An 11,750-nucleotide genomic window follows, 5' to 3' on the forward strand; every position below is an offset into this window, starting at 1 on the left:
TCGGTGGATCGGAGGGGCGAGGGCGGGCGTCGGCTCAGTGTTCGGCGGCGGGGCGGGCGCGGAGCCAGAGGACGACGGCGGCGGCGGACGTCAGGCAGCACGCCGCGACGAAGCACGCCGCCGGCCACCAGGCACCGCCGGCCTGCCCGACGAGCCACGCGGCGACCATGGGGGTGAATCCGGCGACGACGGCGCCGTTGGCCTCGCGGGCGATGCCGATGCCGGAGAAGCGCTGACGGGGCGGGAACAGCCCGGCGAGGAAGGAGCCCTGCGCGCCCGAGGTCAGGGCGATGACGAACGCGTAGCCACCCGCGATGGCCAGGCCTGCGGTCACAGCAGAACCGCTGGCCATGCCTGCGAACAGCACGAACACGTACCCGGCCCCCAGGAGGGAGCCGAGGGCCAGCACGCGGCCCGCGTCGAAGCGGTCCGCCGCCCAGCCGCCGACGGGGGTGGCGAGGACGCCGGCCAGGGACCCGAGGGTCACGGCGCCGAGCGCCTCGGGCCGGGTCAGGCCCACCGACGCGGAGGTCAGGAACGAGAGGGCGAACACGGCCATGGCGTAGTTCAGTGCGTTGTGGCCCGTGATGGAGAGGAAGCCCGCCATGAGGGCCCGCCCCCGCGTCCGGACCAGCTCGACGGCGGGGGTCTTCTCCCGCTCGCCCCGTTCGGCGGCGCGGCGCTGCGCCTCGCGGTATTCCGGTGTCTCGTCCAGCCTGCGGCGGATGAACCAGGCGAGCACGAACAGCACGGCCGAGGCGAGGAACGGCCAGCGCCAGGCGCCTGCCAAGAGTGCCTCGTCGCCCAGGGAGGCCACACCCAGGAACGCCGCGGTGGCCAGGGCGATGCCCGCCGGCGGTGTGGCCAGCACGAAGGAGGTGTAGAGGCCGCGGCGGGCCGGCGGCGCGAACTCCGCCACGAGCGTCATGGCCCCCGCGAGCTCGGCGCCGGCTCCCATGCCCTGGAGCAGCCGCAGGAGGACCAGCAGCACGGGCGCCAGGGCACCGACCGCCGTCGCAGTGGGCAGGAGGCCGATGCCGACGGTGGCCACGCCCATCATGAGGATCGTGAGCAGCATGGCCGGGCGGCGACCATGGCGGTCGCCGAGATGGCCGATGAGCGCCCCGCCCAGCGGGCGCGCCACGAAACCGACCGCGAAGGTGGCGAAGGCGGCCAGCGATGCACCCGAACCGACGCCGGCGAAGAAGAGCGGGCCGATGACGAGGCCGGCGGCGGCCCCGTAGAGGGCGTAGTCATACCACTCGATGAGCGTGCCCGTGACGGCCGCCGTCAGGGCGCGACGTGCGCCAGGGGTCATGCCGCGGGAGTGGTCCGGGCGGGAGTCGACGGAAGGCTCCGGGGTGTGGGGGCTTACCGCGGATCGAGTGGTGTCCATGAAATATCTTTCTATCAGCACGGTGATACAGTCCACAACATGCATGACGGGACAGGTGGGCGGAGCGACGACGGTCGCGACGGCCCGGCCCTGGGCGCCCCAGCACCGGGTGCCTCCCGGACCCCTCGCGGTCAACGGGTGCTCTCCGAGCTGCGCGGCCTGATCCTGACCGGGGCGATCCGTCCCGGTGAGGTGCTCGTGGAGCCCCAGCTCGCCGCCCGCTTCGCGACCTCCAAGACCCCTGTCCGCGAGGCCCTCCACGTCCTCGCCGCCGAGCACCTCGTGACCGTGCTGCCGAAGAAGGGGTATCTCGTCGCCACGATGACGCCGCAGGACCTCGCCGAGGTGCTCGATCTGCGCATGCTCCTGGAGCCGCACGCCACGGCCGAGGCGGCGCGGTACGCGGATGCCGCGGGCGTGGCCCGTCTGCGCACCCTCCTCGCGGACCAGGGCGTCGCCACCGATCCCCTGGAGCGGATGCGACACGCGGCCGACCTGCACCGATCCCTCGCCCTGCTCGGACGGAACGGGCGCCTGTCCACGTCGCTGGAGCGGTGCTTCGATGAGACGGCCCGGGCCCATCACGTCCTCGGCGGTCTCAACGCGCACATGGAGTCGGACGTCGAGCTCGATGAGCATGCGCGCATCGTGGACGCGGTGGAGTCCGGAGACGCGGAGGCCGCCCGCGAGGCCATGCGCACCCACCTGCGCACGATCCGCCGCGTCACCCTGCGTCAGTGGACCGACGGCCCGGGGCTCTGGGACTGACCCCCGCACCGCACGCCAACGCGGGTTGAGTTCTCACGGGTGTCCCCGCCCAGGACCCGCGATAACTCAACCCGCGTTGCGGGCCGGGCCGAGCGGCCTCACCGCAGCGGCGTGTGCTCCGGGTCCACGCGCTCGCCCTCGCGCACGGGCCCGGGTGCGGTGCCGCCGCCCCACGGGTCCCCGCCGAACGCCTCACGCCCGTGCTCGCTCAGCCAGCTCGCCAGCTCCGGGCCCGCGGGCACGATGCCCGTCGGGTTGATGTCCTCGTGCACCACGTAGTAGTGCTCCTTGATCTGCACGAAGTCGATCGTGTCGCCGAAGCCCGGGGTCTGGAACAGGTCGCGCGCGTAGCCCCACAGCGCCGGCATCTCGGTCAGCTTGTTCCGGTTGCACTTGAAGTGCCCGTGGTACACGGGGTCGAACCGCACCAGCGTGGTGAACAGCCGCACGTCGGCCTCGGTGATCCGCTCCCCCATCAGGAAGCGGCGCGTCGTCAGGCGCTCCTCGAGCCAGTCCATCGCGGTCCACAGCCGCTCGTACGCGGCGTCGTACGCCTCCTGCGAGCCCGCGAAGCCGCACCGGTACACGCCGTTGTTCACCTCGGTGAACACGCGCTCGATCACCTCGAACATCTCGTCCCGCTCCGGCCCGGCGTCGGGGATCAGCTGCGGGGCGCCGTCGCGGTGGAACGCGGTCCACTCCGTCGAGAGGTCGAGGGTGATCTGCGGGTAGTCGTTGGTCACGACGCCGCCCGTCGGCACGTCCACGATCGCCGGCACCGTGATGCCCCGCGGGTAGTCGGGGAACCGCGTGAAGTAGTTCTCCTGGATCCGCTCGGTGCCGAGCACGGGGTCCTTCCCGCCGGCGTCGAGGTCGAAGGTCCAGGAGCGCTCGTCGTGGGTCGGCCCCGGGGTGCCCAGCGAGATCGCGTCCTCCAGGCCGAGCAGGCGCCGCACGATGATCGTCCGGTTCGCCCACGGGCATGCCCGCGCCGCCACGAGCCGGTAGCGGCCCGCCTCGACGGGCCACGCCTCGGCCCCCTCGGTGAGCCCGCCGCCCACGCGGCCGACCGTGGACGGCTCGGCCACGGGCAGGGCCCGCACGGCCTCCGGGTCCGCCACGATCCGGTCCGCGATGTAGTTCGTGTCCCGCGTGAACTCCGCCCCGGACTGCACGTAGTTGCCCTTGAGCCCCTCGCGCGAGTCGATGGTGCCGCGGTCCGCGGCCTGGCCGGTCTGCTGGTTCTCCATACACTCGAGCCTATGACGACGACCACCGCCACGCCCGGCCCCACGCCCGCCCCACTGGTGCGCTGCGTGACCGCCCAGAACCCCTCCCCGATGACCCTCGCGGGCACCAACACGTACGTGGTCGCCGCACCGGACTCGGACGCGGCCGTCGTGGTGGACCCGGGCCCGGAGGACGACGTCGCCGCGCACCTCGAGCGCGTCCGTGCGGCGGCCGAGGGGCGCCGGATCGCGCTCATCCTGGTGACGCACCGGCACGCCGACCACACCGGCGGGGTGGACGCGTTCCACGCGGCCTCGGGCGCCCCCGTGCGCGCCGCGGACCCGGACTGGTGCCGCGGCGGGGCCGCCGTCCTGACGCCGGACGAGCGGATCGACGTCGCCGGCACCCCGATGCTGGCGTGGCACACCCCGGGCCACACCTCGGACTCCTACTCGTTCGCCGTCCCGGACGCGGGCGCGCACGGCGCGGTCATCACGGGCGACACCATCCTCGGCTCGGGCACCACCATGCTCGACCACCCGGACGGCACCCTCACCGACTACCTGGCCAGCCTGCGCCGCCTCGAGGCGGCGGGCCCGCTCACGGTGCTGCCCGCGCACGGGCCCGTGCCGGAGCCGCTCGACGTCGTCGCCCGCGACTACCGGCACCACCGCGAGGGCCGCCTGGAGCAGATCCGCGCCGCTCTGGCCGCGCTGCCCGAGACCGAGGCGGCGACGATCACGCCCGAGGACCTGGCCCCGCGCATCTACCCCGGCCTCACCGGCACCGTGGCCCGCGTGGCCGTCCAGACGGTGGCCGCGCACCTGCGCCACCTGCGCGAGGGCTGAGCCCCTCCGCGGCGGGCCCGGCCCGCACTACGCTGACCTCAGACCCGTCCCTCGACCCCGCGGAGGCACCCCATGACCATCCTCGTCGGCTACGCCCCCTCGAAGGCCGCGGACGCCGCTCTGGACACCGCCCTGGACATCGCCCGCTCCACCGGCGAGCGCGTGGTGGTGGTCAATGCGGGCCCCGGCGGCGAGCACCGCACCAAGTCCCTCGTCACGGAGGAGCAGCAGCGCGGCGTGCAGGCCCGGTTGGACGCCTCCGGCGTGACGGCCGAGTTCCGCCAGTACGCGCGCGGCCGGTCCACGGTGGAGGAGATGAAGGACGTGGCCGCGGAGCTGGACCCGTCCATCGTGGTCATCGGCGTGCGCCGCCGCGGCGGCTTCGGCCGGTTCGTCATGGGATCGGTCTCGGACGAGCTGCTGCAGGAGATCGATCAGCCCGTGCTCTGCGTGAAAGAGTACCGGCAGTACGGGGACCACACGCCCGAGGCCGTGAGCCACGTCGCCGAGACGGACCCGGGCACCCACGGCCTGCCCGCGTCCGAGCCGATGGCCGAGCGGCGCCGGCTCACGCCCGTCGATCCCGAGGGCTCGACGCTCGAGCGCTGAGCGCTCCCGCCGGGCCTCAGTCCTCGTCGTCCTGACGGCGGCGCGTGACGGCGTCGTCGAGGAGGCCGTCCGTGTGGGAGCCGGCGCCGCTGCGCCGCCCGGCCTCGTCCGCCGCCGCCTGCTTGGCCTGCTGCGCGCGCCGCTCGGCGAACGCCTCCTCGCCCGGGCCGGCGAGTTCGCGGTTGCGCTGCACCGCCGTCATCGAGCCGGTGTACAGGCCGGAGTGGTCGCCCACGCGGGTCAGCGGTGTGGTGAGGGTGTCCGGGCGCGGATCGGCGCCGTCGACGCGCGGCAGCGGCGCGGTGCGCGGGCGCGGCTCGCGGGCCGCCACCCCGGAGCCGTCCGGGCCCGGCTCACCCGTCCGGTCGCCACCGCGGGCCTCCGCGTCGGAGCCTTCGGAGGCGGGTGACGCGTCGCCGTGGGCGGGGTGCCGGACCACCATGCGCTGCACCACGATGCCCTCGGGGTGCTCGTGGCGCAGGAAGGACACGAGGTCCTCGCGCACGAGGCAGCGCAGGTCCCAGAGGTCGCCGGAGTTGCGGGCGGAGACCACGGCGCGGATGCGCACGATGCCGCCGGTCGCGTCGGTCACCTGCAGCGCGTGCTCGCGTCCGTCCCACAGGTCCGTGGACTCGAGCAGCTGGGTGAGTCGTGCGCGCAGCGCGTCCATGGGCACGCGCCAGTCCACGTCCAGCTCCACGACGCCGGAGACCTCGGCGCCCACCCGCGTCCAGTTCTCGAACGGCTGGGTGGTGAAGTGCGAGGACGGGTAGACCATGCGGCGGCCGTCCCAGAGCTTGAGCACCACGTTGGACAGGGTGATCTCCTCGACGGTGCCGAACACGCCCTCCATGTCCACCACGTCGCCCACCCGGATCGCGTCCGTGAAGGCGAGCTGGAATCCGGCGAACACGTTGGTCAGCGTGGACTGCACGGCCAGGCCGGCGATCACCGAGATCACACCGGCGGAGGCGAGCAGGCCGGCCCCGAGCGAGCGCACCTCGGGCACCCCCAGCAGGACCACGGCGACGGCCACCACCACGATCACCGCGTTGAGGATGCGCCGGATCAGGATGGTCTGCGTGCGGATGCGTCGCTCGCGGCGGTGCTCGACGCCGGTCTCCTGGTAGCGGCCGAGGATCCCCGCCTCGATCACGCCGACCAGGCGCCACGCGGCCCACGCGCCCGCGGCGGCCACGGCGATGAGCAAGAGGAACGACGCCGGCCGGTACCAGGTCTGCTCCTCGGCCATGACCCCGAGCCAGATCCGGGAGGCCAGCAGGCCGGCGGCGACGGCGGCCGGCAGGCTCAGCCGCGCGGCGCCGTGCTGGAACGCGGGGCGGCGCACGAGCACGACGCGTGCCACCTGCAGGGCCAGGTACACGACCGCCGCGCCGATCGCGAACGCCATCAGCACGGTCAGCAGCGTCCCCCATTCCATTCCACGCCGAAGGCCCGGGTGGTGGCGGCCGCCCCGTCCTGGATGTCCCCCTCCACCCCGGTCGGCACGGTCTCGCCCGCCAGGAGGCGGTCCAGGGCGGTCAGCAGGGGCGGGGTCGCGAGGGCGGGCAGGACGGGGAAGACCATGACGACAGTCTGACACCCGCCCCCGGACGCACCCCGGAGAAGAGCACAATGGAGCCTGACCGTCCGCGCGGTCCGGGCCCGGCCGTCGTCGTGCCCCGTCCCGCCGGCCCGCCACCGCCCCTCTGGAGGAATCCGTGCTCTCCGTCACCGACCTGCGCCCACTCGACACCGCCACCGCGGACCTGTCCCGCATCATCCCGCGGGCGAACGTGGACGTGTCCTCCGTGGTGCCGGTGGTCGCCCCGATCATCGAGCAGGTCCGCCACGGCGGCGAGCAGACCCTGCTGGAGCTGGCCGAGCGGTTCGACGGCGTCCGTCCGCCCGCCCTGCGCGTGCCCGCCGAGGCGCTCGAGGCCGCCCTGGCCGGGCTCGACCCGCGGGTGCGCGCCGCCCTGGAGGAGTCGATCCACCGGGCCCGGCTCGTGCACGACGCCCAGCACCCCCAGGACTCCACGGTCGAGCTCGGCGAGGGCGCCGTCGTGGAGAACCACTGGATCCCCGTGGGCCGCGTGGGCCTGTACGTGCCCGGCGGCCGCGCCGTGTACCCCTCCTCGGTGGTGATGAACGTGGTGCCCGCGCAGGCCGCCGGCGTGGGGAGCCTCGCGGTGACCTCACCCCCGCAGCGGGACCACGGCGGCCTGCCCCACCCCACCGTGCTCGCCGCGTGCGCGCTGCTGGGCGTGGACGAGGTCTACGCGGCCGGCGGCGCCCAGGCCGTGGCCATGCTGGCGCACGGCGTCCAGGACGACGACGGCGGGTGGCTCTGCGCGCCCGTCGACCTGGTGACGGGGCCCGGCAACGTGTACGTGGCCGCCGCCAAGCGCGCGCTCCAGGGCGTGATCGGCGTGGACGCCGAGGCCGGGCCGAGCGAGATCGCCGTGATCGCGGACGGCACCGCCCGCGCCGACTGGGTGGCCGCGGACCTGATCAGCCAGTCCGAGCACGACCCGCTGGCCGCCTCCGTGCTCATCACCGATTCCGAGGACCTGCTCCGGGACGTGCAGGCGGCGATCGAGGCGCAGGTGCCCGGGGCGTTCCACGAGGATCAGATCCGCGAGGCCCTCACCGGCCCCCAGTCCGGCGTGCTGCTGGTGCGGGACATGGACCAGGCCGTGGAGGTCTCCGACCGCTACGCCACCGAGCACCTCGAGATCCAGACGCGCGACCCCGAGGCCCTCGTGGGGCGCATCCGCAACGCCGGCGCCGTGTTCGTGGGCCCGCACGCCCCCGTGCCGCTGGGCGACTACTCGGCCGGGTCCAACCATGTGCTCCCCACCTCGGGGACGGCCCGGCACTCCTCCGGTCTGAACACGGTGACGTTCCTGCGCCTGCAGCAGCGCATCCGCTACACGGAGACCGGGCTCAAGGAGGTCGCGGACGGGATCGGCGTGCTGGCCGAGGACGAGCGCCTGCCCGCGCACGGCGCCGCGATCCGCGCCCGCTTCGCGTGAGGGGGCGGGCGTGAGCGGCGTCCGCATCGACGCGTGGCTGTGGGCCGTGCGGCTGTACAAGACCCGGTCGGCGGCCACGGCGGCCGTGCGCGCAGGCCACGTGCGCATCGACGGCGAGCCCGTGAAGGCGGCGACGCCCGTCGTCGTCGGGAACCGGGTGCGGGTGCGCCAGGACGGACGCGAGCGGATCCTCGAGGTCACGGGGCTGATCGCCAAGCGGGTGGGTGCCCCCGTGGCCCGGCAGCAGTATGTGGACCACTCCCCGCCGCCCGTGCCGCGTGAGCTGCTCGCGGTGCCGTACCGCGAGCGCGGCGCGGGCCGGCCCACCAAGCGTGACCGCCGGCAGCTGGACGCGCTGCGCGGCCGCGACCGACGCTGAGCGACTCAGTCCTCCCCGCGCCGTCATCCGCCGTCGTGATGGTGGCCTCATGCGGAGGGTGCGGTCAGCACCATCCGGAACGGCTTGTCGTTGTCCACCGTGACGGTGAACGTCATCGGCCCCGCCTCATCCACGGGGGGAGTCGCCGCCGACCAGCCGCCGCACAGCGCCTCCGACCCGGCCATCCAGGTCTTCGTTCCCCCGCCGCCCCGTGAGGTCCGGATCTCCGTCTCACCGGTGGCATCCGAAGGACACAGCACGATGACCCGAAGGACCGCACCCTGTTGGGCGTCCACGGTGATCTGCTGCGTGCCCGACCCGACCGCCTCCTCCAGGACGGACTCCTTCTCCGGGTCGAGATGGCCCGCATCCGGATGTCGGCGCGTGTACTCGACCAACGTCATCCCGTCCTCCTCGAACAGCGCGGCGGGGAGTGCTTCTTCGCCGGCCGGTGACGACGCGGACGAACCGGTGGCGGAGGTCGACCGGGTTGCCGAGGGGGCTGCTGACGTCGCGGTGACGGAGGACGCCGCAGCGGTGGAGGCCTTCGCGGTGGAGGAGACGCTGCCCGGGGAAGCGGAGCATCCCGAGATGGCGGTACCGAGGAGAGCCGCGACGACCACGGCGGCCGGCAATGCCGCAGGCTTCTTCTCGATGTCCATCCGCATGATCTGATCCCTCCCAGAGAACCGTCTGCGGGGGCCGCGGGCTGCGGTCTCGAGCTCCTCCCTCTCGAGTGAGATGATCCTGGCTGGGGATGCGCGGTGTGTCAAGCTTCACTTTGGGGAACTCTCATGACGCCGCGCGACCGCCGCGCTTTGACCGTCCCACGGACCCCTCCGTAGGCTTGGCTCAGAATCACGAGTTCCCGTCATTCACGGCCCTGGCCGGCGGGACGGCAACCCTCTCACGCAGTAGTGGGGTGCTCCAGGTGATGATTCGGCCCCTCGGACACCCCGACGGGCAAGTACCGCGCCTCCGCGGATCCGGGCGATCCGCGTTCCCGCCGTCTGCGGAGCCGCGCCAGTCATCGGAAGAGGACGCGCGCCATGACCCTGACCCACGAACCCCACACCGCCACGTGGGACACCGACCTGTCCCTCGGCAACCTCCGCTCCGGCCTCTCGGCCTTCCCCACCGGGGTCGTCGCGCTGGCAGGCCTCGCCGACGGCGTCCCCGAGGTGATGGTCTCCTCCTCCTTCGGCGTGGGCATCTCCTGGGAGCCGGCCCTCGTGTCCTTCTCCGCGCAGAACAGCTCCCGCACCTGGCCGCGCCTGCGCCGGGCCGGGGCGATCGGCGTCTCCCTGCTCGCGGCGGACCAGACGCCGCTGTGCCGCCAGCTGGCCTCCCGCGAGGGCGACCGCTTCGCCGGTCTCGACGTGCACCGCAGCCCGCACGACGCCCTGCTGATCGGGGGCTCCTCGCTCTGGCTCGAGACGCGGGTGCACGCCGAGGTCCCGGCGGGCGACCACACGGTGGTGCTGCTGGAGGTGACGGCCTTCGCGGATCACACGGACGCCGCTCCCCCGGCCGCCCTGCACCGCAACCTCTTCCACGGCCTGCGCGCGCTCTGAGCGAACTCCAGGTGAACAATCGGGCCCCTGGTTCCCGGTCGGCGAGATCCGTGCAATGATGGAGCCTGAAGTTGATCAAGCTGTATCCCGCCATCTTCACTGCTCGTCAGCCCGGCATCGCCGGCGTCGATGAGTGTTGGGCAAGCGGTTCAGTCTCGCCGCTTCACCCGCGTCCCACATCCGGGCCGCGGTCCAACACCGCCACCGCACCGCGGGGGCACATCGAAAGGACACCATCATGGCTGTCGGTACTGTCAAGTGGTTCAACGCTGAGAAGGGCTACGGCTTCATCGCCCCCGAGGACAACTCCGCGGACGTGTTCGTGCACTTCTCCGCCATCCAGGGCAACGGCTTCAAGGAGCTCCAGGAGAACGACCGCGTCGAGTTCGAGACCCAGGACGGCCCCAAGGGCCTCCAGGCCGCCAACGTGACGAAGCTCTGATCTTCGCCTGACGCACGGCTTCCGACGCCCCCGGTCCACACGGACCGGGGGCGTCGTCGTGTGTCAGGCGTCCACGCCCCGCCGCGCACTGCGCCGCACTCCGCCGTACGCCCGTTCGACCGCGGCGCTGCGACATCACCGCAGGGCTGCACTGCGGTGATGTCGCTGAGGCGCGGTCCTCCGGGGTGGGCCTCGTCCTGGCCCTGCGCGTCAGGCCGCGCCCCGCCGACCCACGTGGCGACGCAACAGCAGCACCACGCCCAGGGCCAGCAGATACCCGGCCGCGACGACCGCGAAGCCGGCCCGGTAGTCGCCCGTGACGTCGCGCAGCAGGCCCATCAGCAGCGGGCCCAGGGCGAAGCCGGCGTACATGCCCATCGAGTTCGCCCCGGTCGCACGGCCCAGCCGCTCGGCCGGCACCTCGCTCAACAGGCCCGCGTTGATCACCACGTTGGCGCCCAGCACCGTCAGTCCGTGCACCGCGGCGCCCACCCACAGCAGGACCGGCAGATCCAGCAGGTCCGCTGCGAGGAACACCAGGACGCCGGCCACGGCACCCAGGCAGATCACGGTCAGCAGGGTGGTGGGCCGGTCTCCGGAGCTCATCCGCCGGCTCCACCCGATCCGGGAGAGCACCCCCACCACCCCGGACACGGCCGCCGCGGCACCGCCGGCCACGAGCGTCATCCCCAGCGTCTCGACCGCGAACAGCGGCAGGTACGTGTTCGTGGCCTGCATGCCCAGGCCGGTGAGGAACGCGATCGCCGCGAAGAACCAGACCGTGGCCGGCAGGGGCGAGGTGTCCCGCCGTCGTCGTCCGCCGACGGGGCCGGTGGCCGGCGGCGGCGCCCCGGGCAGCGGCGGGGCGGCGACCAGCGCGAGCACCCAGAGCGCCCCGATGAGCACCGCGGCCCCCAGCGCGGCGCCCGTCCAGCCGAGGGCGAGGGACGCGGCCGGGAAGAACAGGCCGCCGACCAGCTGGGCCGCCTGCACGCCGGACTGCTTCACCCCGACCCACCCGATGCGCCTCTCCGGCGGCACCACGGTCCGGATGATCCGGTTCGTGGTGGGGTTGGAGATGGCCTGCGTGACGCCCGCGACGGCGGCCGCCGCGTACAGCACGGGCAGGGACGGGGCGACGGCGCCGAGCACGAGCGCCGCGGCGGTGCCGCCGAAGATGATGCTCAGCTGTGCGCGGGCGGACAGGCGGTCGGCGGCCCGGCCGAGGCCGAGCGAGGTGACGGCGGCCGCCGCGAACACGACCGTCATCACGGTGCCGAGCTGGCCCGAGGTGACGTCGAGCCGCTCCATCACGACCGTGGAGGAGGCGGAGACGCCGTAGTTGAACAGGGGCCCGGCGCCCATGGCCGCCAGCAGCACCCACAGCAGGGCCGTGGAGGGGCGGCGAGCGGCGGGGGCGGGCGGGGTCACGGCCCCAGGCTACGACCCCTCACGCGACGAGGCGG

The 11,750-nt window shown here is 73.7% G+C and carries 13 protein-coding genes and 1 riboswitch; of the genes, 7 read left to right on the forward strand and 6 right to left on the reverse strand.

Features of this window, described 5'->3' with window-relative positions; all coding sequences use genetic code 11:
- Positions 1-34: 34 nt before the first annotated feature.
- Positions 35-1,396 carry an MFS transporter gene (locus O3T09_RS03045; protein ID WP_269295325.1) on the reverse strand — a complete coding sequence of 454 codons (1,362 nt, stop codon included), beginning with the start codon at positions 1,394-1,396 and terminating at the stop codon, positions 35-37.
- Positions 1,397-1,435: 39 nt separating this feature from the next.
- Here O3T09_RS03045 and O3T09_RS03050 point away from each other — a divergent pair, with 39 nt between their 5' ends.
- Positions 1,436-2,164 (forward strand): GntR family transcriptional regulator, encoded by a 729-nt coding sequence (locus O3T09_RS03050; protein ID WP_144819996.1) that lies wholly within the window; start codon positions 1,436-1,438, stop codon positions 2,162-2,164.
- Between the two features lie 98 nt (positions 2,165-2,262).
- Here the strand turns inward: O3T09_RS03050 and O3T09_RS03055 are convergent, their stop codons facing one another.
- Positions 2,263-3,414 (reverse strand): glutathione S-transferase family protein, encoded by a 1,152-nt coding sequence (locus O3T09_RS03055; protein WP_269295326.1) that lies wholly within the window; start codon positions 3,412-3,414, stop codon positions 2,263-2,265.
- Positions 3,415-3,426: 12 nt separating this feature from the next.
- Here O3T09_RS03055 and O3T09_RS03060 point away from each other — a divergent pair, with 12 nt between their 5' ends.
- Both O3T09_RS03060 and O3T09_RS03065 read left to right on the forward strand, forming a co-directional pair.
- A complete protein-coding gene (locus O3T09_RS03060; RefSeq protein ID WP_144869279.1) occupies positions 3,427-4,242 on the forward strand; it encodes an MBL fold metallo-hydrolase in 816 nt (271 codons plus the stop codon).
- Between the two features lie 72 nt (positions 4,243-4,314).
- Positions 4,315-4,851 carry a universal stress protein gene (locus O3T09_RS03065; RefSeq protein WP_144869282.1) on the forward strand — a complete coding sequence of 179 codons (537 nt, stop codon included), beginning with the start codon at positions 4,315-4,317 and terminating at the stop codon, positions 4,849-4,851.
- A gap of 16 nt (positions 4,852-4,867) precedes the next feature.
- Here the strand turns inward: O3T09_RS03065 and O3T09_RS03070 are convergent, their stop codons facing one another.
- Both O3T09_RS03070 and O3T09_RS03075 read right to left on the reverse strand, forming a co-directional pair.
- Positions 4,868-6,262, reverse strand: a complete 1,395-nt coding sequence (locus O3T09_RS03070) for a mechanosensitive ion channel family protein (RefSeq protein WP_269295394.1) — start codon at positions 6,260-6,262, stop codon at positions 4,868-4,870.
- Between the two features lie 8 nt (positions 6,263-6,270).
- Positions 6,271-6,438, reverse strand: coding sequence for a hypothetical protein (locus O3T09_RS03075; protein ID WP_269295327.1), 168 nt, complete (start codon positions 6,436-6,438; stop codon positions 6,271-6,273).
- 134 nt (positions 6,439-6,572) lie between these two features.
- On the opposite strand from O3T09_RS03075, the gene hisD reads away from it, so the two are divergent.
- The gene (gene hisD / locus O3T09_RS03080; RefSeq protein ID WP_100058012.1) at positions 6,573-7,889 is read left to right on the forward strand and encodes a histidinol dehydrogenase; all 1,317 of its coding nucleotides are present in this window, start codon (positions 6,573-6,575) and stop codon (positions 7,887-7,889) included.
- A 10-nt stretch (positions 7,890-7,899) separates the two neighbouring features.
- Positions 7,900-8,268 (forward strand): RNA-binding S4 domain-containing protein, encoded by a 369-nt coding sequence (locus O3T09_RS03085; protein WP_002855797.1) that lies wholly within the window; start codon positions 7,900-7,902, stop codon positions 8,266-8,268.
- Positions 8,269-8,315: 47 nt separating this feature from the next.
- On the opposite strand, the gene O3T09_RS03090 is transcribed toward O3T09_RS03085, so the two are convergent.
- Positions 8,316-8,936 (reverse strand): hypothetical protein, encoded by a 621-nt coding sequence (locus O3T09_RS03090; protein WP_269295328.1) that lies wholly within the window; start codon positions 8,934-8,936, stop codon positions 8,316-8,318.
- Positions 8,937-9,124: 188 nt separating this feature from the next.
- Positions 9,125-9,244: riboswitch (SAM riboswitch) on the forward strand.
- Between the two features lie 73 nt (positions 9,245-9,317).
- Here O3T09_RS03090 and O3T09_RS03095 point away from each other — a divergent pair.
- Both O3T09_RS03095 and O3T09_RS03100 read left to right on the forward strand, forming a co-directional pair.
- Entirely contained in the window at positions 9,318-9,842 is a 525-nt protein-coding gene (locus O3T09_RS03095; RefSeq protein WP_020628180.1) for a flavin reductase family protein, read from the forward strand.
- A 238-nt stretch (positions 9,843-10,080) separates the two neighbouring features.
- The gene (locus tag O3T09_RS03100; protein WP_010080175.1) at positions 10,081-10,284 is read left to right on the forward strand and encodes a cold-shock protein; all 204 of its coding nucleotides are present in this window, start codon (positions 10,081-10,083) and stop codon (positions 10,282-10,284) included.
- Between the two features lie 210 nt (positions 10,285-10,494).
- On the opposite strand, the gene O3T09_RS03105 is transcribed toward O3T09_RS03100, so the two are convergent.
- Positions 10,495-11,715: an MFS transporter gene (locus O3T09_RS03105; protein WP_144819999.1), complete on the reverse strand. Its 1,221-nt coding sequence runs from the start codon at positions 11,713-11,715 to the stop codon at positions 10,495-10,497.
- Positions 11,716-11,750 lie beyond the last annotated feature (35 nt).

The organism is Micrococcus sp. H39-S4 (assembly GCF_027158145.1).
GTDB lineage: Bacteria > Actinomycetota > Actinomycetes > Actinomycetales > Micrococcaceae > Micrococcus > Micrococcus luteus.

Coding starts and splice junctions, on each gene's coding strand:
- O3T09_RS03060 (WP_144869279.1), top strand. CDS start 3,427: ATGACGACGACCACCGCCACGCCCGGCCCCACGCCCGCCCCACTGGTG.
- O3T09_RS03100 (WP_010080175.1), top strand. CDS start 10,081: ATGGCTGTCGGTACTGTCAAGTGGTTCAACGCTGAGAAGGGCTACGGC.
- O3T09_RS03075 (WP_269295327.1), bottom strand. CDS start 6,438: ATGGTCTTCCCCGTCCTGCCCGCCCTCGCGACCCCGCCCCTGCTGACC.
- O3T09_RS03090 (WP_269295328.1), bottom strand. CDS start 8,936: ATGCGGATGGACATCGAGAAGAAGCCTGCGGCATTGCCGGCCGCCGTG.
- O3T09_RS03065 (WP_144869282.1), top strand. CDS start 4,315: ATGACCATCCTCGTCGGCTACGCCCCCTCGAAGGCCGCGGACGCCGCT.
- O3T09_RS03070 (WP_269295394.1), bottom strand. CDS start 6,262: ATGGCGTTCGCGATCGGCGCGGCGGTCGTGTACCTGGCCCTGCAGGTG.
- O3T09_RS03045 (WP_269295325.1), bottom strand. CDS start 1,396: ATGGACACCACTCGATCCGCGGTAAGCCCCCACACCCCGGAGCCTTCC.
- O3T09_RS03055 (WP_269295326.1), bottom strand. CDS start 3,414: ATGGAGAACCAGCAGACCGGCCAGGCCGCGGACCGCGGCACCATCGAC.
- O3T09_RS03050 (WP_144819996.1), top strand. CDS start 1,436: ATGCATGACGGGACAGGTGGGCGGAGCGACGACGGTCGCGACGGCCCG.
- O3T09_RS03095 (WP_020628180.1), top strand. CDS start 9,318: ATGACCCTGACCCACGAACCCCACACCGCCACGTGGGACACCGACCTG.